The organism is Flavobacterium sp. H4147 (genome assembly GCF_029360735.1).
Lineage (GTDB): Bacteria > Bacteroidota > Bacteroidia > Flavobacteriales > Flavobacteriaceae > Flavobacterium > Flavobacterium endoglycinae.
This window is the reverse complement of record NZ_JARKNB010000002.1, coordinates 536,804-558,867: the sequence shown is the minus strand read 5'-3', so window position 1 is coordinate 558,867 and position 22,064 is coordinate 536,804. Positions and strand designations below refer to the sequence as shown.

Sequence of the window (22,064 nt, the reverse complement as noted above, 5' to 3'; positions counted from 1 at the left end):
TTTAAACACATAGAAACATAGTTTTTGAAAGATTTTAAAAAAGGTGTTTCACTTGTATAAATTCACATAGCTATGTGTTAAAATGTTTACCCCAACGATTTAAAATTTATAAGTTACCGTTAGGCTTCCGTTTCTTGGACTTCCCGGAAATAATCGTAAATAATTCTGTGCGCCTAACCAATAGGTTTTGTTAAGTAAATTACCAGCGTTTAAAGCAATTTGCACATTACTTTTACTAGGTTTATAAAACAAAGCAGCGTCAAAAATGGTGAAATCTGGAAGTGTAAAATCACGTGTAAACCAAGGAATTTTACTGCTCTGGTACTGAATTCCAAAACCAATTCCGAGGTCTTTTAAAGCAGAATCTCCGGCAAAATTATACCTCGTCCATAAATTAGCACTGTTTTTTGGCGTGTTTTGCTTTCGGGCTCCAATTAAGGCAGGGTTGCTGTCTTTGATGATTTCGGCATCAATATAACTGTACGAAGCATTAATCTGCCAGTCTGGAGTAATATAACCTGCTAAATCGCATTCGAAACCACGGCTTCTTTCGGCACCTCGTGTTACAAGCAAATCTGGATTAACAGGATCATTGGCGTTCATTAAAATATTGCGCTGGTTGATTTCGTATACAGCAGCATTAAAACTCATCGTATTGTTTAAAAATGTGGTTTTAATACCTACTTCTTTCAAATTACTTTCAAGCGGATCAAACAAACTTCCGCCTGGCAGCGAACCCGTTTGAGGCATTAACGTAACGGTGTTTGATTGCGGCTGATAACCTTCTAAATAAGTGGTGTAAATGTTCACAGCACTGTTAACTGCATACGTAATTCCGATTCTTGGCAGCAATGCCGATTTTTTAACGGTCAATTCATTGCTTGTTTCATAGTTGGTAATATCTTCAAACCATTCGTTTCGTAATCCCAATAAAAAAGTGAATTTTTCCCACTGGATTTGATCTTGAATATAAATTGCATTTGTAGTAGTTAATGCTGATGGAAGCGCTGTTCGCACATTCAGTATATAATCTTCAGGACTTGTAAGTGTATATTTTGGATTACTTAAATTGAAATATTCGACATTTGGTTTGGGCATAGTTACCCCATCAATAGTTACGGTTTGATAGTTAGAAGCATTTGCCAATACAAAAGAGCTGGCCACCGTTCCGTCTTTTAATACATAACCTCTTGCTGCATTTTGTCCGCCTCCTTTGTTTTTATTCCAGCTGCTTAAATCATAGCCTGTCAATAATTTATGATTGAGTTTGCCGGTTTTAAAATCGAAATTAAAATAGGTACTCAGATTGTCAATATCCCAGTTTTGCTGACGCTGTACAAATTGCATCATTGCCAGATTGGTAACAGGCTGATTGTTCATATCAACTGCAAAAGCGTTTGTAGTGCGGTGTTCCTGAAGATCTTCTGTCCAGGTTTGTTTCATGTAAGTAGCATTAAATCCAATTTTAGAGTTGAATTTATGTGCAAAATTGGTGGTTAGGATCATTTCTTTTGATTTGAAGAAATCACTTGGAGCACCCAGATTTAAACTAATTGGAGTTTTTGTTAAACTTGTTTTTCCGGCAACAGCACCAAAAATAGGTTGTCCGCGATCCAGAATTCCAGTCATGTCACTTAGAATCAGTTCAGTGTTTATAGCCGTTTTTTCATTCGGAATATAACTGAAAGAGGGTGAGAGTAGAAACGATTTATTGTTCACCAGATCACGAAATGATTTTGCCTGCTGATAAGCTCCATTTACGCGGTATAAAAGTGTCTTTGATTCATTTAAAGGTCCTGTAAAATCTAGTGTTCCGCGAAGTGTACTAAAACTGCCCACACTCATGCTGATTTCTTTTCGATCAACAGAAAGTGGTTTTTTCGTAACCAAATTGATACTTCCGCCCGGATCTACAGATGAAAATGTGGCACTCGACGGACCTTTTATAACTTCAACACGTTCGATATTGCTTGTTAAAGGCTGAAGAAAATAATACTGGCGTGTTCGCATTCCGTTAATGATCTGTCCTTCTTCATTTTGGCTGATTCCTCGAATGGTATATTGATTGTAATAACTGGCTGGAATTACTCCGCTGGACATTTTTACAGCATCGGCCAGATAAAATGCGGCTTTATCAGCAATAAGTTCTTTGGTTACAGTAGAAATGGATTGCGGAATGTCTTTGTTAAGCGTCGCCGTTTTTGTAGCAGCAAACGAATAATCGCTGTTGTATTTTTTTGACGATCGTCCCACAATTTCTACTGTTTGCAGTTCATTACGATCAATTTCTAAAGCAATATTTAAAAACTCAGCGGTTTTAATTTGCACGGTTTTATAACCTTCAGCCGTTATTTCTAAAGTTCCTTGACCTTCAAGTTTAAAATTTCCGTCTTGATCCGTTTTCACTTTCTGATCAGAATTTAACAATTGAACGGAGGCACCCATTAGGCTTTCTTTTGAAGCGGCATCAAATACTTTTCCTTTGATTTCTTGAGACTGCACCTGATTTACAAGACCTATTAAAAATAGGATAGAGAATATATTTTTCATCTTAAACCGTTTGTAAGTACAAATCTTCAAGTTCGTTAGCCGAAATTTTATCTGCTTCGATCACTGTGACTAAATTTCCCTGCTTCATAATGCCAATGTGAGAAGCTACTTCTCTGGCTCTGAAAATATCATGAGTTGCCATTAATATGGCCGTTCCATCAGCAGAAAGTTCTTTTAAAATCTGCGAAAATTCATTTGAAGCTTTAGGGTCAAGTCCGCTCGTTGGCTCATCTAACAACAATACTTTTGCCTTTTTAGCAATAGCAATGGCGATGCCCACTTTTTGACGCATTCCTTTTGAATATCCGCCCAGATTTTGATCGTGTGCGGTAATTTGCAAACCTGCTTTGTTTAAAAAATAAGTTAGCTCGCCTTTTGAATATTTGAAACCAGCCAGAGAAGAGAAAAATTTAAGATTTTCCAGTCCGGTCAAATTAGGATAAAGCATTACGGTTTCTGGAATATATGCGACATGTTTTTTGGTTTCCTGCGCCTTTTCGGTAACGGATATATTGTTGATTTCTAATTCTCCCGATGTAGGTTGAATGAATCCAAGAAAAAGATTAATGGTAGTGGTTTTTCCTGCGCCGTTCTGACCTAAAAGGGCAAAGATTTCTCCTTCGTTTATAGTTAAGTTCAGGGCATTTAAAGCGATATGATCGCCATATTTCTTGGTCAGATTTGTTGCTGTAAGCATAAATTTGGATATAAGTGGTTTAAAAACAAATAGAAACTTCAGGCATTAAAAGATTAAGGCCTTTGTTTGCGTTTGGATAAAAAAGTGATAGTCAAAAATAGGGTTGGACACATTAAAAAAATGCATCCAATATTTTTGCTTAGAATTATGTGATTGAATTAAATCGCAGGAGGTGCTCTCAGGGCAAATAGACTCCCTTTGAAATAGGCTGCAGAAAAGCTGGCATAAAAGAACTTACCAGTAGTTTCGGCCGTTATTTTATGAAATGAAAAAGTTTGAAAAGAATGTGGAATAAAAGTGCTGAACGCAAAATGGCATATCGGACAATTATTCTCGGCCGTATGACTGTGCGTTATTTGTGTATGTCCAGAAAGATTTTTGTGTTCACAGTGTTTTTCGAATAACTGCTTAAAAACATGCTCGTAGGAATGAACAGTCTGAAACAGCATTGCAAACAATACTGCCAAAGACATAACAAAATTCACTACTACAATTTTTCTTTTCATTCGGTGGTATTTCTGTGCAGAATTTTAGTTTTTATATAAATAAAATAAACGCAACAGCGTTGCAAATATAAATATCTTATTTTTGAAATGCTGCAAAAAAGGGCTTTATTTTTTTATAAAGCCAGCTCAAACCCTGCCAATACAACCGTTTTACAGGTTACTGTACAATAGTTGCAGTGTGTGAAAATCTGATGAGCCGTCGAAATATTTATGAATAACTTCTTGAAAAACAGGCTGATTGTTTTGAACGCTCGCGAATAATGTCATGCAGGATTTTAGCTTTTCGACATCACGGGTTCCAAAAATATCATTCACGCTTTCTTCTTCTTTTTTAATTAATTCAGAAGTAATTTCAATTAAGTGTTTTCCTAAAATAGGATGCTCTAAAAAGGCAATTGCTTCATCGGCATTTTTAATTTCGTAGAATTTAGAAGTGTCGCTCGATCCCATTCCTTTTATCTGCGGAAAAATAAACCACATCCAAGGAGATTCTTTTTTACCTTTTTTAATTTCGTCTAGAGCTGTTAAATACAATTTGTTTTGAGCGTCTAAAAAACGAAGTAATTCATTGTTATTGTAAGCCATTATTTACTGATATTAATTTGGGGTATCAGGTGATAAATCTACTGAAAATAACTTTAGTTGTATATTATGAAATCCTTTTTTTAATGGTAATTTTTTAAAATATTACAAACAAAATGTGTCATTAAAAACTGCTGTAGAAATTTAGCTGCAAAACATTACTTTTTGATGATTCTAAACTAACAGAATTTTGAAAGGCTGATTTTAATTAGCCAAAAAAATCTTGTTAACGACTTTTGATATTGTTATATAAAGCCATTTTTGTTGGTAATCCTGTTATAATTTTCCTATTTTTACCTAAATAGGACATTTGGCAAGGCTTTCAAATGGTAATTTTTGATTGAATCTTCTCTTAAAAATGTCAATTCTACTAATTGGGTTTCTGCCCATCTTAAAAAAATATACGCTTATGAAAATAGGATTAATCGGATTCGGAAAAACTGGAAAATCAGTAGCTTCAATACTATTAGAAAATAAAAAATTCAGCCTTGAATGGGTTTTAAGACAAAGCAATGTTTTGGAACACCGATCAGTTCCCGAGTTTTTTGGAATCCAGTCTGATGAACCCGGCTTAATCTATTCGAGTTCTCATACTTCTGTAGAAGATTTATTAGAAAAACATCCTGTTGATGTCATTATTGATTTTTCTTCAAACGAAGGAATTTACACGTACGGAGAAACTGCTGCCAAAAAGAAAGTCAAAATCATTTCGGCGATTTCTCATTACAAAGACAAAGAGCTCAAATTATTGAAAAAACTGGCCGATAAAACAACAGTTTTCTGGTCTCCGAATATTACACTTGGAGTAAATTATTTATTATTTGCCGCTAAGTTTTTAAAGAAAATTGCTCCATGGGTTGATATTGAAGTAAATGAAGAACATTTTAAAACGAAACAAGGAACTTCTGGAACGGCTGTAAAAATTGCCGAAGCTTTGGATATTGAAAAAGACAAAATCAATTCGGTTAGGGCAGGAGGAATCGTTGGAAAACATGAAGTCATCTTTGGTTTTCCGTATCAAACAGTTCGACTCATACACGAATCTATTTCGAGAGAAGCTTTTGGAAACGGGGTTATTTTTGTAGCCGAAAATCTAAAAGAAAAAGAAAAAGGACTCTACAATTTTGAAGATATTTTAACGCCTTATTTTGCGGTATAATCCAAAATCAAAAAACTCGCTAAATCGAAACAATTTAGCGAGTTTTTTTATTGATTGGATTGAAACTTTAATGTTTACTAATTGGGATTGCTTTGCTGCTTCCGTCAATTTTCAAGAAATAAACTCCAGCAGCCTGTTCAGAAATTGAAATGGTATTTCCTGAACCTTCTTTAATTTTTGCTCCCAAAACAGAATAAATCGTCCATTTTTGCTCTTTAGACAAGTGGAATATTCCTTTTGATGGATTTGGATACACAATGATTTTATTCGATTCTCCATTCGGATTTTCGATGCCCAGATTACAATTGTTTACCGTAAAATTCACCTTTTTAGTATTGCTTCCGTTAGAATTGGTCACTGTTAAAGAAACTTCTCTAGTGCCTTCCGTAGAAAACATTACCGTGTGTGGTCCTGCTCCAGTTGCAGTCTCAGGGTGTGCATCTGTACCAAAATCCCATGTATAACTGTCTACTGTACCAACAGAAACTGAAGTAAATACTACATCAGCATTAATACATCCTGTTTGTGCACTAAATTCGAAATCGGCAACAGGAGCAGTATTGTTTCCTGATAACACAAATTCCATTTTATTAATGTTGATGTCGTTTTCATCAAAATACAAGGTAATAACATGATCGCCCTGCGTTAAAGGAATATTAGGAACAGCAACGGTCTGCCATGCCTGAAATCCTCCCGTATTTGGAATGTTTAGGATTCCGGTTACATTTACTCCATCAACTTCTAAATGCAGTTTACGCGTGTTGTATGGAGTTGAAATACGTAAATTAATTGTGTAATTTCCAGTTGTATTTACTCTGGCAGTGTATTTTAACCATTCGTCTTTGGCAACATAAGCCAAGTTAAATCCGCCTTCACTGCAGGCTTCAGTTCCTACGCCGTCGCCAGGTCTGTAAGCTGTGTCACCACCGCCGTTTTTGTCTAGAAATGCTCCCGGACCAACATCGTAATTTTCAGCTTCTATAATTCCCGGAATTTGAGCAACTAATCCTTGATAAGGTGCATTTTGTAAGGTCGTTGCGTTGTAAAAAGCAGTATACGTTATGGTTCCGGCTGCAGGAGCTTTAAAGGTTTGATTGGCCATTCCGCCTTGAGTCCAGTGATCAAAATCGTAACGAATATTGTCAATATATTGCGGAGTTGGCGCATTTAAAGTTTGTAAAGCTGCATTAGCAACTACTTGTTTGGTTGAAGGTGCTGTAACAGGTTTTTGATTGAATTCTAAATTAAGCGGAACCGGGGAGCTAGTCACTGTAACATCAACCAAATTTGGTTTAATATCTACGAAATCTGTTGCTGTTAATCCGTTACTGTCCGTTACTTTTATGGTAAATCGGTACCAGACATTTGGTGTTTTTTCTCCTTGATTAGAAGCGGTAAAATCTCCTGATTTCACACCTTGCGGACTTGCACCTGGATGCGAATGTCCTGCTCCCGGAATGTCTTCGTGGAAAAGATCGATACTCCATGAAAAAGCACTTGCAGGTAAAGTTCCGTCTTCAACATCGGTAGCGGTAGCTTCAAAATGTACTACATCATCAGCATTCCATTTTAAACTTGGAAGCGGTGAAACGATTGATACTGTTGGTTTATTGCTAAATGGTGTAACCGTTAACGTTGCTGGATTACTGGTAATATTTCCAGCTGTATTAGTCACCACAACTTTATAATCGCCGGCATTTGCATTGGTTACGTTAGGAATAGTATAACTTGCTCCCGTCGCACCATTAATTGGGTTATTATTAAACAGCCATTGGTAAGTAAGACCAGTTCCGCTTGCCGAAACGGTAAAAGTTACCGGATTGGTTTCCATAATACTTTGAGAAAGCGGATGATTTACAATTGTTGGAGCGGCAGTTTCGATATAATCTAATTTGATTAAAGAACCATTGTTTCCATAAGCGCAATAGTATATATAGCCGTCATTTCCTAACATCATACCTAAAGCTTGCTGCTGCGGAGCTGAGTAAAATTCTGTCGAAACGGGATCTGCAATATTTGGATCAAAATACCTGATGGCATTTCGAACAAAATCTTTAATTATAAATTTACCATCCATATTTGGGTATCTTGGAACATCAGGATTGTACAAAACACCATTTGTTAAAGCATTTCCAATACTTCCTGTTGCATAGGTAAAGATAGGATTGGTAAATAAATTGGTTTCGGTTTGTTTTCCGTCTCCTCCTTGCGGATGTCCCCAAGCATAATTACGGATTGTTGGATTGCTGATTTCGTTTATTTCTTCCCAAGAAGTTCCAACATCCAAAACAAATAATTTGTTCGCTTTTGGATTGGCAACCAATCTCCACGGATTTCTAAAACCATACACCCAGATGCTTTGTCTTTGTACAGAACCGCTTCCGTAATAGGGATTTCCAGGAGCAGGGAGTCCGTTTTCAGTAATACGAAGAATTTTTCCTTTGTACGTGTCTAAATCCTGCGCATTTGTGTTCTGCTGACTGTCTCCAACAGTAACGTATAAATAGCCGTTAAAGAATTTTAAATCACCGCCATTGTGAAAGCCGCCTCCAATGGGTTCTAAAAGCAAAATTTCCTGTCTGCTTACCACCTGATTGGTGTTGTCAATTTGAACACGTTCAATTCGGTGACGGATTACAGTACCATCATTAATGGAATAAAATACATAAATGTAACCATTTGTTGCGAAGTCAGGGTGAAGGGTAATTCCCAATAATCCCTGTTCATTATCCGTAACCGTGTTTACGGTAAATACAGTTGAAACAGCATTGTTTTGAAATACTTTTACAATACCGCCTCTTTCTGCAATGAAAATTCTGCCGTCTGATGATTGTTCTAAGGCAAGTCCTTCTTTAATTACAGCAGTTGGAGCAAGATTTTGAGTGATGTACTGGCTGTAAGATTGTGATGAAATCAGTAAAGTCAGAAGTAATGTGAGGTAAATTAATTTTGTCTTCCTGAAATTAAATTGTAGTTTTTTTTCCATAATTATTCAGAATTTTTAAAGATTTGGGTAATCAAAATTAATCTTTTTCTGTACAATATGTTAAAATTAAAGTGTTATCTTTTTTAATTAAGATGAGAAACTTCCTTAGAGCAACACTACTACAGGATGAGAAGTTTTTTGTAAAGGTTTTGTAGTGTTTAATTAGAGTTTCTGTTTCATGTAAATTTTAAAAGATTAAACAGCTTACAGGGTCTCTTTTGGAAAATTTCGTTCCAAAAGCAAAGAAAAACTTAGCATCTTAGCCACTTCGCAACTTTAAAAAAAACTATTTCCCAATAATCTCTTTTCGGTGTAAAGTTCCCCAGTCTTTTAAGGCCATAATAACATTCGTTAGTGATTTACTATGTTCAGTTCTCGAATATTCAACTGTAGGAGGAAATGTATCATACACGGTTCTCGTAACGAGTTTATTGATCTCGAGATCTTTCAATTCTTTGGATAGCATTTTATCAGTGATTCCGTTTATGTCTTTTGAGATTTCCTTAAACCGTTTTGGCCGTTCCGAAAGTGCAATCAGGATAGGAAGCTTCCATCTGCCGCTTAAAATCTCCAATGCGTCTCTTACCGGCAGTAAAGCGGCCATACATTCTTTTGGTTTGCATTCTTTTACTGCAATTTCGTTTAGTAAATCTTCTTCTGTATTCATATTTTCTGCGTTACTATCTTAGAGGATAGCGCTATCCTTGAGGATAGTACTATAAAATGGAAAGTAAATGTAAATAAGTTTGTGTCGTAAAACAAATAATATAAAATTATGAGCCAAAAAATTCTTCAAATAATAACCAGCACCAAAGGCGATACTTCATTTAGTAATCAGTTGTCGAATGCTGTTATCGAAAAACTGAAAGAAACAGATCCCCAAAGTGTGGTGCAAACTCTTGATCTTTCTAAAACACCTCTGCCATATTTAACGGATTTGCATATCAGTGCCGTTTATACTCCAGAAGAAAACCATACTGCTGAGCAGACAGCTGCTATTCAATATTCAGATGAAGCGATAAAAAATCTATTAGAATCTGATGTTATTGTAATTGGTGTGCCGTTATATAATTTCGGAATTCCAGCAGTTTTAAAAGGTTGGATTGATCAGATTGCCAGAGCAGGAAAGACTTTCAGTTATGCCGATGGTTCTCCAAAAGGATTAGTAACCGATAAAAAAGTATATTTATCGATCGCTTCAGGAGCAATATTTTCTGAAGGTCCATATAAAAGCTACGATTTCTCAGAATCATATTTGCGAACTGTTTTAGGTTTTCTAGGAATGACTGATGTAACTACATTCCGCGTGGAAGGAACTGCGATTCCTGATTTTGCCGAAAATGCGCTTCCAAAAGCATTATCTTCGGTTGAAGAATTTGCTTTTTAATAGATATAAAAAATCCCAGTTTTTAAAACTGGGATTTTTTTGTTTTAAACGGTTTATGTTCTGTATCTTGACTCAAGATGATCATTTATATTGAATTGATTGGTTTCAATTTCATTTAAAATTTGTAGAAATGTCGTATTCATTTTCTGAATTGCAGGTCTAGCATCATGAACTAAAGAATATACAGAGTGATTTTTATCAACTGCAATATAATTTCCGTCTTCTAAATCATAAATAACATAAAATGTTCTGCCGTTATAATCAATATCAAATAATTCATTATAATTTAATTTCTCTTTCAGCTGGTTATCTAAATTATCATAGAAATAATCAATATCATTTGGCGGAAATTCAAAATGACTAATTGAAAAGCTTGTGTTATCAATAGAAGATAATTTAAATTCATTTAAATCGTAATGAGAATTCTGAATCTTTAAACCAGAAACTAGGTTATCTTGAATCAAAATTTCAATTTCTTCAAACTTGTTCGTTAATTTAGAAAATATCCTTAGACCAGAAATTTTAAAATTGTTTCCTCTTTTTTTAAACTTGTAGTAGGTTTCATTTTTATAAAACATAACAACATATTGAAATTCAGGAAATAGATCCCATTTCCCGAAATCAAAAAAAGTACTATTTTTTGTTTGTGTTTTTATTAAAGATACATTTTTTGAAAAATCTTCTGGTAAAGCATTTATTATGGCGTTAAAAAGAATTTTTTGCTCTTTTCGCTTAACGCTGAATTTGTAAGGGGGAAAAATTGTTCCCAAAATTTTTTGTAAAATATTCATTCTATTTTTCAATTATCATAGTAACACCTTGTCCACCGGCAGCACAAATTGAAATAAGCCCTCTCCCAGAACCTTTCTGGTTTAAAAGTTTAGACATAACACCAATTATTCTGCCTCCAGTTGCCGCAAATGGATGGGCCGTTGCGAGACTGCTTCCTTTTACATTTAATTTTTCACGGTCAATTGCACCTAGAGTTTTCTTTAAACCTATTTCGGCACTCAGTTCAGGACTTTCCCAGATTTTTAAAGTGGCCAAAGTTTGTGCGGCAAAAGCTTCATGAATTTCATAATAATCGAAATCCTGAAGGTTTAGATTGGCTTTTTCCAACATTCTAGACACAGCAAATAGCGGAGCCAATAAAAGGTTCTGCTGATTTTTGACATATTCTATAGCTGCGATTTCGGCAAAAGTGATATAAGCCAAAATAGGAAGTCCGCGTTCTTTCGCCCATTCTTCGCTCGCTAAAATCACGCACGAAGCGCCATCGGTTAATGGAGTAGAGTTTCCTGCAGTAAGCGTTCCGTTTACTTTATCGAAAGCAGGTTTTAATTTGGCTAGTTTTTCAATAGTACTGTCGCGTCTTAAATTATTATCCTTTTCGAGTCCATTAAATGGTGTGATCATGTCATCTAGAAAGCCTTCATCATACGCTTTTGCCAGATTTAAATGACTTCTTAAAGCAAATTGATCTTGATCTTCTCTTGAAATTTTATAATATTTTGCAGTGATTTCAGTATGTCCGCCCATCGAAAGTCCAGTTTGGGTTTCTTCATTACGAGGCACTAAAGGCGATAAATCTGTTGGACGAAGTTTTAAAAATGTTTTAATTTTTCCGCCTAATGATTTTGCTTGTCGGGCTTCCAGTAAAATTTTTCTCAGTTTCTCACTAACAGCAATTGGCATATCGCTGATAGAATCAACACCTCCCGCAATTCCTGAATCTATTTGTCCTAAAGCAATTTTGTTGGCAATGTAAACAGCACTTTCAATTCCCGTATCACATGCTTGCTGCAAATCGCAGGCTGGAGTAGCAGGATCAAGAGCGGTTTTCATTACACATTCTCGTATTAAATTATTATCGTAAGTATGTTTAATTACAGCGCCTCCAGCAACTTCACCTAACAATTGTCCTTTTAAATTGTATTTGTCAATAAGTCCATTTAAAGCGGCAATCATCATCTGCTGATTTCCAACATTAGAATAGGCAGTATTAGCTCTTGCAAATGGAATTCGGTTATATCCCACAATAGCTACTTTGCGGATGTTTTGTGTGTTATTCATACTTTTTCAGATTGGGTTCGATTGAAAATTTTGAAGTTAAAGGTAAGCAGATTTGGTTTTATTATCCTTTTTTGCAAGTTATATTTTAGTTTCTGAAATAGAAATTTCACTAAAAATTAGAATTAAAAAAGGCTTTAGCCAAACTAATCCAGTTTGGCTAAAGCCTTTTTCTTTTCGATTCATTTATGTAGCTAAAGCTCGACGCTATTTTATCCTTTTTTAATCAACGGAATCAATTTGGTTCCGATCAGTTCTATTGCATTCATTAACTGTGAATGTGTCAATCCAGCATTATCCATCTGGAAAGTAAATCGGTCGACACCACCAAGTGCTTCGCTGTGGCGCAGGATTTTTTCTGCAGCTCTTTCAGGACTTCCCACAATTAGAACACCTAAATCATCAATTAAACCATCAAATTTACCTTTTGTTACTGGAGGCCAGCCTCTTTCATAACCTAGTTTAGTCCAAAGTTCAGCATAACCTGGGTAGTATTCTTCAACAGCTTTTTCGGTTGTAGCAGCTACATATCCTGGCGAATGTAATCCGACTTTTAATTCGTGCGGTTTAAAACCAGCGGCTTGTCCTGCTTGACGATATAAATCAACTAAAGGTTTGAAACGATGTGTTTGTCCGCCAATAACAGCCACCATTAGAGGTAATCCTAAACTTCCGGCTCTGATAAACGATTCGGGTGTACCGCCAACTCCAAGCCAAATAGGCATTTTTTCCTGTAAAGCTCTTGGATAAACGGGAAGGTTATTCAATTCTGGACGAAATTTTCCATACCAAGTAATGAATTCGTTATCTCTTATCTGCAACAGCAGTTCTAATTTTTCTTTGAAAAGCGCATCATAATCTTTAAGATCATATCCGAAAAGGGGATAGGCCTCGATTGCAGATCCACGTCCTACAACAATTTCGGTTCTTCCTTTTGAAATTAAATCTAATGTGGCAAAACTTTGGTATACTCGTACTGGATCGGCGGCGCTTAAAACGGTTACAGCACTTGCCAAACGTATATTTTTGGTTCTGGCCGCAGCCGCGCTTAAAATCACAGCAGTTGCCGAATCCAGAAATTCTTTTTTATGATGTTCTCCAATTCCGAAAACATCAAGTCCGCATTGATCTGCAAATTCAATTCTTTGAAGAAGCTGTTCCATTGCGTCAACACTGCTCAAAGTGTTATTATCACCATACATTGCCGAAGCAAAACTATCTATTCCTATTTCCATGATCTAATTTTCAATTTTTAAATACCAAATTCCAATTCAATGACAATATCAAATTTTTTAAATTCCAAATTCCAAATTCCAAAATCTACAATCTACAATCTACAATCTAAAATCTGAAATTATCAATGTGAAAAACCAAATGAAATACTCGTTATAATAATCAGGATTACAATTATAGTGATAACCACATACAGGTAATCTTTCTCAAGCATAAATGAAAACAAGGAAAGCAAAACCCTGAATACAGGAGTTAAAAACAATAATATAATCCCGAAGAAAATTAAATATTCACCGCTTCCATCAATTACACCGCTGATAACGGTTGAAATTACTTCAAATATATTTCGGTCATTTTCTTTAAAAACAGAATAATCTTCAATTTCTTGTCCGTGGTGCATTAAATAAATAATACCGCCAATAAAAGCTACAGATAATGAAATCCAGACACCGTATCGTAATAAGTTTCCAATAATGGTTTGAAAATCTTTTTCTCCAAATTTTTCGTGCTGCATACTATTAGATTTTTCCATTAAGTCCGTTATAAATCATGTTAACTGCCAATACAAAAATCAGGCATGCGAAAAAGATTCTTAATTTTTTCGGATTGGTTCTTACCAAAACTTTGGCTCCAGCCATAGCTCCAAACAATACACCAATCACAACAGGCATACAAATTCCAGGTTCGATATATCCTTTTTGAATGTAAATTACAGAACTCGCCATTGCGGTAACTCCCATCATGAAATTACTCGTAGTTGTAGAAACTTTAAACGGAATACGCATAATATTATCCATTGCGATAACTTTAAAAGCTCCTGAACCAATTCCTAATAAACCAGACATCATACCGGCAATTCCCATCATACCAAAACCGCCAATTACATTTTTGGTTCCGTAGCTTACAACTTCGCCGTCATGCGTTGGGTAAGTGCCTTCAAGTTTTAGCTTTTTGGCCAGCGGACTCGATTCTAATACAATATGTTCTTCTTTCTTTCGAAGCGAATTAATAGCAGAAAAAATTAACGTAAGTCCGAATAAAACGGCGATGAATGAAGTAGGAGCGATTGTAGAAAGTAAAGCACCGCAAACGGCTCCAATAGTAGTAGCGATTTCGAGGAAAATCCCAAGTCTCATGTTGGTAATTCCTTCTTTTACATAAGCAGCTGCAGAACCCGAAGAAGTCGCAATAACTGAAACTAAAGCTGCACCAATGGCATAATGAATATCGACACCAAGAATAATAGTGAGGAGTGGAATAATGATAATTCCGCCTCCTAAACCTGATAATGAACCTATAAAACCGGCTAAACAAGCCCCAAGCAGCATAATCAGGGTAAAAGTAAGTACTGTCATTTAAGATATGTTTTTGTATTGGCTAATTTACGAATACATATCTGTTTTGAGAAAAATTATGACCTTAATAAAACCTTAAAAATTTTTATGACTATGGTTTTTTAGTCTCAGTATTCAGTTTTCAGTGACAGTATTCAGTATTCAGTATTCAGTATTCAATTTTTAATTTCGATTTAAAGACCGCGACTGCGTACTGTGACTGAAAACTGAAAACTGAAAACTGAAAACTGAATACTGCGACTGTAAACTAAAAACTATATCCTATTATCAACAGCAAAAGATGTCTTTCCAATATTTGCCAGTAACAAAGCTGCTGCGGCACTTGTCCAAACAGAGTAATCAAGAGGTGCTTTTACCGAAACTGAAACGGCCATAGAGAATGCAAAAAGAAACATTAAAATGGTAGTTCCTAAAGCCGCGATTCTGGTTTTGAAACCCAATAATAACAGCAGACTCAGTAAAACTTCAAAAAAAGTAGCGATGCCTCCTAGAATTTCCGCGGTTGCTTTGTTAGCAAAAGAATTAAGAGTTTGTGTGTAGATTACAAAATTTTCCCAGTTTCCCCATGCAACACCTGTAGATCCTGGTGCGCCCCAAATTCCAAATCGGTCAGCTACGGCTGAGAGCATTGTGATTCCTAAAACGATTCTTAAAATTAAACCTGCTTCTAATATGGTTATGTTTTTCATTCTGTAAAGTAATTTATTCAGTGGTATTTAATTTTTCCCCACTCTTTAAATTCAATTTATATCGAGTGGAAAATGGATTGTATTTTTAATAACGACATTCTAAGCTTCAAATTGTTTTATGTATAGGATTTGGATTTATAAACGCAGTTTAAACAAGAAATGACTTAAGTAAAAATCACTATTTCTAATGATTTTTACTGTTTGCCGAAGCCTTACATTTGTGACTGGATTTTTTGTTTTTTATTTTTTTGGAAGTATCAAAATAAGAATTTATGGCGACGAACTTCTTTTAAAAGTAGAATCCTATTTTAAATATTGGGAAAGAAAAGGGACGGATTTATCCGTCCCTTTTTGATTGTCTGAAAAAAGTTTTATTTCAAGGTAGTTTTAATTACAATTGCTGCTTGCTGTACTGCTGTTTGAATAGCGGGAACATTTGCAATTGGATTTAAAAGTCCGTAATCATGAATCAATCCGTTGTATCTAGTTAAGGTTACAGGAACTCCGGCTTCGTTTAGTTTTCTGGCATACGCTTCGCCTTCGTCTCTTAAAACATCATTTTCAGCAGTTTGCACTAAAGCGGGAGGTAAATCTTTTAATTCTGCTAAACTTGCTTGTAAAGGAGAAGCATATTTTTCGGTTCTTTTTGCAGTGTCAGGTAAATAATTATCCCAGAACCATTTCATCATGTTTTTAGTTAAGAAACGTCCGTTAGCATATAAATTATACGATTCAGTTTCAAAATTTGCATCGGTTACAGGCCATAAAAGAACTTGTAATTTAATATGAGGTCCTTTTTTATCTTTTGCCATTAAAGTAATAGCAGCCGTCATATTACCACCTACACTGTTTCCAACTACCGCAAGGTTTTTACCGTCTACACCAATTTCTTTTCCATTTTCGGCTACCCATTGAGTTGCTGCATAAATCTCGTTGATGGCAACAGGATATTGTGCTTCAGGAGAAGGAGTATAATCTGGGAAAACCGCTACAGCACCGCTTTCTACGACTAAATCTCTTACTAATCTTCTGTGAGTTGGATAATCACCTAAAACCCAGCCTCCGCCGTGAATAAAGATAAATACAGGTGCATTTGCTTTAGCGCCTTTTGGTTTAGTAATATGAATTTTTACTTTTAACCCATTTTGAGAAATTATTTTTTCAGATTCTTCAATACCTGAATAATCTACTTGCACTGATTTTTGTGCGCCAACCAAAACATTTCTAGCATCGGCAACTGATAATTGTTCAAGAGGTTTTCCGTCACCTGAATTTAATGCATTTAAAAAGCTTCTTACTTCTGTAAAAATTTCTGGGTCATTTTGTCCTTTAAAAGGTCTTTCTTGTGCCATAATTACGGTATTTAAAGTTAATAATGCTACTATAAATATACTTCTTTGAATTGATTTAATTGTTTTCATGATGTTATGTTTTAAATTTAATTATTTGATTTTTAGTTAATAAGATTTGCCTGCAATACAATTTCAAACGAAAAAGCCTGACTTACCGGACAAGTTTCTTCGGCACCTTTTGCGATTTTTAAAAATTCTTCTTCAGAAATGCCGGGAACTTTTGCGTTTAAGACTAAAAGTGATTGTGTAATTTTCCCTTCGTTTAAGGTAATGGTAGATTGTGTAGTTAATTCTTCGGCAATAAATCCTGCAGTCGCCAAATCTAGACTTAGTTTCATGGTAAAACAGCCGGCGTGTGCTGCTGCAAGTAATTCTTCAGGATTTGTTCCAATGCCATCGGCAAAACGGCTGTTGAAAGAATATTGAGTTTGATTTAATACCGTACTGTCTGTAGTCAGAGTTCCTTTTCCAGTTTTAATGTCACCGTTCCAAACGGCTTGTGCTTTACGTTTCATATCTAGTGTTTTATCATTTATAATTTGATAGGACAAAGATATGGCGGTAGTAAAGCCTGAAAAATAGACAAAAGTCTATTCTAATTGTACATTTTTCCCTTGAAGGTATTTTTTCTTGAAATTAGATGGAGTGTCGCCTACTTTGTTTGTAAAAAGGCGGTTAAAATAAGCCGGATCTTCGTATCCAAGCTGGTAAGCAATTTCTTTTACACTTAAAGAAGAATATCCCAAAAGTCGTTTTGCTTCCAGAATAATGCGGTCTTTAATAATATCGTTGGGCTGTGAAAGTTCTAAACGATTAAATTTATTAGAAAGCGTTTTAGGGGCAACGCCTAGAATTTCGGCATAATCTGCGACGGTATGTTTGCTTCTGAAATGAATTTCGACCAATCGGCTGAAATCTCTGAAGAAATCCATTTCTTTTGAAGGTTCGTCATTTAAAACTCCCAGCTGTTGTACTTTCCAGATTCGGGTTGCTTTTATGATAAGCTGTTTTAAATACGTTCGGATCATTTCTTCCTGTGAAGAATCAGGCGAAACAAATTCTTCTTGGATTTGGTCGTAAATGCCTTCTATAAAAACAACTTCTTTTTCAGGAAGAACAGTCATTGGCATTTCAAAAATATTATTGAATAATAATCCGTCGCAAGCCACTTCGGCATCATGAATTTGCACGCAATAAAAATCACGATTGTAGTACATGAAATAACCTTGCTTTTTTCCTTCTTTGGTAATTTGAAGGTATTGATTGCTGTTGATAAAGAAAAGGGAAGGACTTGTGGTTTGATATTGTTTAAAGTCAATCGTAATCAGATAATCTTCTGGTAAATAAAGTACTTTGATGTACGCTTTGTAATCGTCACTATTAATTTCGTCGACTGTTTCTTGATTTAAAATCAGAAATCCCAGTTTTTTATAATTAGATTCGAATACTTGGCGGTTCATTATCGTTTATTTTAAATCAAATGTAAGGATTAGACTTAGTCTGTTTTGTTTTTTTGAATATCTTTTTATCAGAATAAAAATCGAAAAGATTCTATTTTTAAGCTATCTGTAGATGCTCTAGTTTTTTTCCAACTAACGTTTTTTCGCCTACCACTTTAAAACCTATTTTTAGATACAAGTTTTTGGCCAGCGGATTATCTTCTTCAACCAATAATCCTAAAACATGATTGTTTTTATGTACGAATTCGTCAATAAGAAACTTTAAAATTTTTGAACCAATTCCTTTTCCTTGATAATTGGGATTTACGCCCAATGAGTCAATATAAAATTCTCCAGCTCTGGTTTCAAATTCAGGATCAAAATCGGGATTGAAATTTTTTCGGACATATTCAATTATCGGATTTCGTAATACTTCTAAATCAGAACCATTGTAGAGGTTTACAGCACCAATGATTTCATTCTCAGCTTCAGCGACATAACAGTTTTGGTAGGAATATTGATTGTTTTCCTGCTCAATAAAGTGCTGCAGGAAATCTTTCGCGGAAGCGTAATCTTCTTTTTTAATAAACTTATAAATGATATCTTCCATTGCAAGTAATAGAATTGGCGCAATTTGGGCTGAGTCTGATTTTTCGGCTTTTCTGATAATCATTTTTTTGGAAGTTTTGTTTTGCAAATTTAGGGAAATATTGGTTTAGCATAATTTTAAGCTTTTATATCGAAGCTAAATGTTCTCGCAAAGACGCAAAGTTTTTGAGCGTTGTAAATAAAAAACTTTGCGACTTTGCGACTTTGCGAGATTATATTTAAGTAGATAATAAACGAAACAAACTGCCGAATTTGTACCGATATAGTACTGAATTATACCACTTTTAAAATTTAGACAGCTTGTATCTTTGTTTTGTTATTAAAAATAAAAACACATATATATATGAAAGCTATAGGATTTAAAACCTCGTTACCCATAGAAAATCAGGAAAGTTTTATTGAATTTGAAACTTCAAAACCAGTGCCGGGCGCGCACGATTTATTGGTAAAAATTGATGCAGTTTCAGTAAATCCAGTCGATTTTAAAATTCGTCAGAGCAGTGCAAAAGACACAGTTCTGGAAACTCCAAAAATCATAGGCTGGGATGCTGTTGGAATTGTTCAGGCAGTAGGCGAAAAAGTAACTTTATTTGAAGTAGGCGATCCTGTTTATTATGCCGGAGATATTACCAAGCAAGGAAGTAATGCCGAATATCAGATTATTGATGAAAGAATTGTGGGTAGAAAACCAAGTTCGTTGAGTATTGAAGAATCGGCGGTAATTCCGTTGACTGCTTTAACAGCTTGGGAAATTTTATTTGACCGAATCAGAATTAGTGCCGAAAAAGACAAAGGAAAATCAATTTTGATTATTGGCGGTGCTGGCGGAGTAGGCTCGATTGCCATTCAATTGGCAAAGAAAATCGCTGGTTTAAAGGTTATTGCAACAGCATCTCGTCCTGAAACGGTTGAATGGTGCCAGAAACAAGGAGCCGATTTTGTGGTAAACCATAAAGATCTAATTTCCTCTGTTCGTGAAGCCGGTTTTGAATATGTAGATTATATTCTGGATTTTGTAGACAACAACATTTATTGGGATACAATGGTGGAATTAATTAAACCTCAGGGACATATCGCTTCTATAACGGGAAGCAGTGAACCTGTTGCTTTAACAAAATTGAAAAGCAAAAGCGTTTCGTTTTCATGGGAATTAATGTACACCCGTTCAATGTTTCAAACCGAAGATATGATCGAGCAGCATTATATTTTAAACAAAGTAGCAGATTTACTTGACGAAGGTGTTTTAAAAACGACTTTAAATCAAACTTTAAACGGATTTACAGCTGCCAATTTGAAAAGCGCACATGAACTTTTGGAATCTGGAAAAACGATTGGAAAGATTGCGATTACGTTCTAATTGAAATTTAAGAAACTGCTCTGTGATAGGTTGTATCTAATTATTTAGAATAATTTTAAATAATCTAATTGTATCGTAATTAAATTTATGTATTTTAGTCGCTTTATAGGCCAAATTTATACATAAACTTAAACCCAATTGTTATGATTTCAAAAAACACAGATCTTGGATTGTTGCTGGTACGCATCAGCGTTGGTGGATTAATGCTTTTCCACGGTATAGCAAAACTGCTGCATGGTATTTCTTTTCTTGTAGAGAATATGGGCGCTTTTGGATATGCTGTTTACATTGGTGAAGTTTTAGCACCAATTGCAATTCTTTTAGGTTTCAGAACCAGAATTGCTGCCGTTCTTTTAGCCATTACTTGTATTGTTGCCGTTGCGGTGGCACATGCTCAAGACATTTTTTCAATTAGTGATCACGGCGGATATGCAAACGAATTACTAATGCTTTATCTGTTTGGAGCGATGGCATTATTCTTTACCGGAGCTGGTAAATATTCGGTTTCCAAAACAAATACTTGGGATTAATCTTTGCTGTTTAAACATAATTGAAAGCCCTAAATAGGATTATTTAGGGCTTTTTTAGTGCAAGAGATGTAATTCTGTAAGTCTTTCCTTAAATTATGTAATTTTTTTCCGTTTTAATAGTTAGATATTTGTTGGAATATAACCCAAATTAAATAATAAATGCTATGAAGAAATTAAAGTACATTTTCATTCTTTCGAGCGCCTTACTGGCTTTTAGCTGTTCAAGTGACGATAAAGATCCAGAAAACGGTGGAGGTACTGTAACCAATCCAGTTGAGAATGGTCAGGCAAATACACAATACAAACCTGCATTTACTGGACAAACCAGAATTAATGGTATGACCACTAATACCGAATATAAAGCTGAAATTATAACTTCTGCATTAACAAGTCCTTGGGGCGTTAAAGTACTTCCTGATGGTCGTCTTTTGGTGACTCAAAAAACAACTGGAACAATGCGTATCGTTACAACTGCTGGAGTAGTAAGTGAACCTATTACAGGACTTCCTGCTGTTAATCCTGCGAATCAGGGTGGTTTATTAGGTTTATGTCTTGATCCTGATTTTGCAACAAACAGAATGATTTACTGGGTTTTCTCAGAAGCTGTTGCGGGTGGTAATATTTCTTCTGTGGCAAAAGGTAAATTAGCGGCTAATGAAAAAACAATTGAAAATGCAACTGTAATTTATCGCTCAAGTCCTGCTAATCCAAGTGATTTGCATTATGGCGGACGTATTCTTTTTGACCAAAACGGGAATTTAGTAGTAAGTACTGGAGAACGTTCGGTTTTACAAACAAGACCTTTAGCACAATCTTTAACAGCTAGTCTTGGAAAAGTAATAAAAATTACAAAAGATGGTCAGCCTGCATCTGGAAATCCAACTTTTCCAACGGCAGGAGCATTACCTGAAATCTTTACGTACGGACATAGAAATCCACAAGGATTAGCAATGCATCCCGTTACCAAAGAAATCTGGGAAAGTGAGCACGGACCAAGAGGTGGTGACGAAATCAACCGCTTAAAATCTGGAACGAATTACGGATGGCCGACTATTACCTATGGAATTGAATACAGCGGACAGCCAATTGGTGATGCGATTCAGCAGAAAGAAGGAATGGAGCAGCCTGTTTATTACTGGGACCCAGTTATTTCGCCAAGCGGAATGACATTCTACAGCGGTAATCGCGTACCTGAATGGGAAAACAACCTTTTTATTGGTGCTCTTAGCGGTATGCACATTGCGCGTCTGGTTATTAGAGATAATAAAGTAGTAGGTGAGGAAAGACTTCTTGCCAGCGAAGGCCAGCGTTTTAGAGATATTACACAAGGAGGAGACGGCGCTTTATATGCCGTAACCGATCAAGGAAGATTATACAAAATCGACAAAAAATAAGATTTTGAAATTTCTACATACGTAAAAATGGCGCAATACTGCGCCATTTTTCATTTAGGGTTACTTATCTTTAGAATGCTTTAGAAAAAAAGAAATTGAGGCAGTTTAAAAATACTTAAACAAATCTATACTGAAAATACGATCCTAGTTTGATTCTTATTTTATAAAA

The 22,064-nt window shown here is 35.4% G+C and carries 21 protein-coding genes; 5 read left to right on the top strand and 16 right to left on the bottom strand.

The features are described 5' to 3' along the window. Nucleotides 1-99: 99 nt before the first annotated feature. The 4 genes from P2W75_RS10180 to P2W75_RS10165 form a co-directional block, all read right to left on the bottom strand. Nucleotides 100-2,550: a TonB-dependent siderophore receptor gene (locus P2W75_RS10180; protein WP_276380332.1), complete on the bottom strand. Its 2,451-nt coding sequence runs from the start codon at nt 2,548-2,550 to the stop codon at nt 100-102. A gap of 1 nt (nt 2,551) precedes the next feature. Next, nucleotides 2,552-3,247 (bottom strand): ABC transporter ATP-binding protein, encoded by a 696-nt coding sequence (locus tag P2W75_RS10175; protein WP_276380331.1) that lies wholly within the window; start codon nt 3,245-3,247, stop codon nt 2,552-2,554. 158 nt (nt 3,248-3,405) lie between these two features. Then, nucleotides 3,406-3,753 carry a hypothetical protein gene (locus P2W75_RS10170; RefSeq protein ID WP_276380330.1) on the bottom strand — a complete coding sequence of 116 codons (348 nt, stop codon included), beginning with the start codon at nt 3,751-3,753 and terminating at the stop codon, nt 3,406-3,408. A 150-nt stretch (nt 3,754-3,903) separates the two neighbouring features. Beyond that, nucleotides 3,904-4,338 carry a DUF1810 domain-containing protein gene (locus P2W75_RS10165; RefSeq protein ID WP_276380329.1) on the bottom strand — a complete coding sequence of 145 codons (435 nt, stop codon included), beginning with the start codon at nt 4,336-4,338 and terminating at the stop codon, nt 3,904-3,906. Nucleotides 4,339-4,744: 406 nt separating this feature from the next. Here P2W75_RS10165 and P2W75_RS10160 point away from each other — a divergent pair, with 406 nt between their 5' ends. Beyond that, entirely contained in the window at nt 4,745-5,494 is a 750-nt protein-coding gene (locus P2W75_RS10160; protein ID WP_276380328.1) for a dihydrodipicolinate reductase C-terminal domain-containing protein, read from the top strand. Between the two features lie 67 nt (nt 5,495-5,561). On the opposite strand, the gene P2W75_RS10155 is transcribed toward P2W75_RS10160, so the two are convergent. Beyond that, entirely contained in the window at nt 5,562-8,480 is a 2,919-nt protein-coding gene (locus tag P2W75_RS10155; RefSeq protein ID WP_276380327.1) for a PQQ-dependent sugar dehydrogenase, read from the bottom strand. A 286-nt stretch (nt 8,481-8,766) separates the two neighbouring features. Further along, complete coding sequence (locus P2W75_RS10150) at nt 8,767-9,147, bottom strand: helix-turn-helix domain-containing protein (RefSeq protein ID WP_239023206.1); 381 nt, start codon at nt 9,145-9,147, stop codon at nt 8,767-8,769. Between the two features lie 108 nt (nt 9,148-9,255). Between P2W75_RS10150 and P2W75_RS10145 the strand changes: the two genes are divergently transcribed. After that, nucleotides 9,256-9,867, top strand: coding sequence for an FMN-dependent NADH-azoreductase (locus P2W75_RS10145; RefSeq protein WP_276380326.1), 612 nt, complete (start codon nt 9,256-9,258; stop codon nt 9,865-9,867). A 53-nt stretch (nt 9,868-9,920) separates the two neighbouring features. Here P2W75_RS10145 and P2W75_RS10140 read toward each other — a convergent pair whose 3' ends face one another. The 10 genes from P2W75_RS10140 to P2W75_RS10095 form a co-directional block, all read right to left on the bottom strand. After that, nucleotides 9,921-10,658: a hypothetical protein gene (locus P2W75_RS10140; protein WP_276380325.1), complete on the bottom strand. Its 738-nt coding sequence runs from the start codon at nt 10,656-10,658 to the stop codon at nt 9,921-9,923. Between the two features lies 1 nt (nt 10,659). Then, the gene (locus tag P2W75_RS10135) at nt 10,660-11,940 is read right to left on the bottom strand and encodes an acetyl-CoA C-acetyltransferase (protein ID WP_276380324.1); all 1,281 of its coding nucleotides are present in this window, start codon (nt 11,938-11,940) and stop codon (nt 10,660-10,662) included. Nucleotides 11,941-12,149: 209 nt separating this feature from the next. Continuing rightward, a complete protein-coding gene (locus P2W75_RS10130) occupies nt 12,150-13,172 on the bottom strand; it encodes an LLM class flavin-dependent oxidoreductase (RefSeq protein ID WP_276380323.1) in 1,023 nt (340 codons plus the stop codon). A 122-nt stretch (nt 13,173-13,294) separates the two neighbouring features. Further along, a complete protein-coding gene (locus P2W75_RS10125; RefSeq protein ID WP_207296568.1) occupies nt 13,295-13,702 on the bottom strand; it encodes a DUF1634 domain-containing protein in 408 nt (135 codons plus the stop codon). Next, on the bottom strand, nt 13,689-14,525 hold the full coding sequence (locus tag P2W75_RS10120) for a sulfite exporter TauE/SafE family protein (protein WP_207296567.1): 837 nt from the start codon (nt 14,523-14,525) through the stop codon (nt 13,689-13,691). The genes P2W75_RS10125 and P2W75_RS10120 overlap by 14 nt, the downstream gene beginning before the upstream one ends. 254 nt (nt 14,526-14,779) lie before the next feature. Further along, a complete protein-coding gene (locus P2W75_RS10115) occupies nt 14,780-15,214 on the bottom strand; it encodes a DoxX family membrane protein (RefSeq protein WP_276380322.1) in 435 nt (144 codons plus the stop codon). Nucleotides 15,215-15,585: 371 nt separating this feature from the next. Next, nucleotides 15,586-16,635 (bottom strand): alpha/beta hydrolase, encoded by a 1,050-nt coding sequence (locus P2W75_RS10110; RefSeq protein ID WP_276380320.1) that lies wholly within the window; start codon nt 16,633-16,635, stop codon nt 15,586-15,588. A gap of 32 nt (nt 16,636-16,667) precedes the next feature. Beyond that, the gene (locus P2W75_RS10105; protein ID WP_276380319.1) at nt 16,668-17,081 is read right to left on the bottom strand and encodes an OsmC family protein; all 414 of its coding nucleotides are present in this window, start codon (nt 17,079-17,081) and stop codon (nt 16,668-16,670) included. A gap of 75 nt (nt 17,082-17,156) precedes the next feature. After that, complete coding sequence (locus tag P2W75_RS10100) at nt 17,157-18,026, bottom strand: AraC family transcriptional regulator (protein ID WP_276380318.1); 870 nt, start codon at nt 18,024-18,026, stop codon at nt 17,157-17,159. A gap of 97 nt (nt 18,027-18,123) precedes the next feature. Continuing rightward, nucleotides 18,124-18,678 (bottom strand): GNAT family N-acetyltransferase, encoded by a 555-nt coding sequence (locus P2W75_RS10095; RefSeq protein WP_276380317.1) that lies wholly within the window; start codon nt 18,676-18,678, stop codon nt 18,124-18,126. 279 nt (nt 18,679-18,957) lie between these two features. Here P2W75_RS10095 and P2W75_RS10090 point away from each other — a divergent pair, with 279 nt between their 5' ends. From P2W75_RS10090 to P2W75_RS10080, 3 genes are all read left to right on the top strand, one after another. Further along, nucleotides 18,958-19,971, top strand: coding sequence for a zinc-binding alcohol dehydrogenase family protein (locus P2W75_RS10090; RefSeq protein WP_276380316.1), 1,014 nt, complete (start codon nt 18,958-18,960; stop codon nt 19,969-19,971). A 143-nt stretch (nt 19,972-20,114) separates the two neighbouring features. Next, nucleotides 20,115-20,501, top strand: coding sequence for a DoxX family protein (locus P2W75_RS10085; protein ID WP_276380315.1), 387 nt, complete (start codon nt 20,115-20,117; stop codon nt 20,499-20,501). A 164-nt stretch (nt 20,502-20,665) separates the two neighbouring features. Beyond that, nucleotides 20,666-21,895 carry a PQQ-dependent sugar dehydrogenase gene (locus tag P2W75_RS10080; protein WP_207296559.1) on the top strand — a complete coding sequence of 410 codons (1,230 nt, stop codon included), beginning with the start codon at nt 20,666-20,668 and terminating at the stop codon, nt 21,893-21,895. The last annotated feature ends 169 nt before the right edge of the window (nt 21,896-22,064 follow it).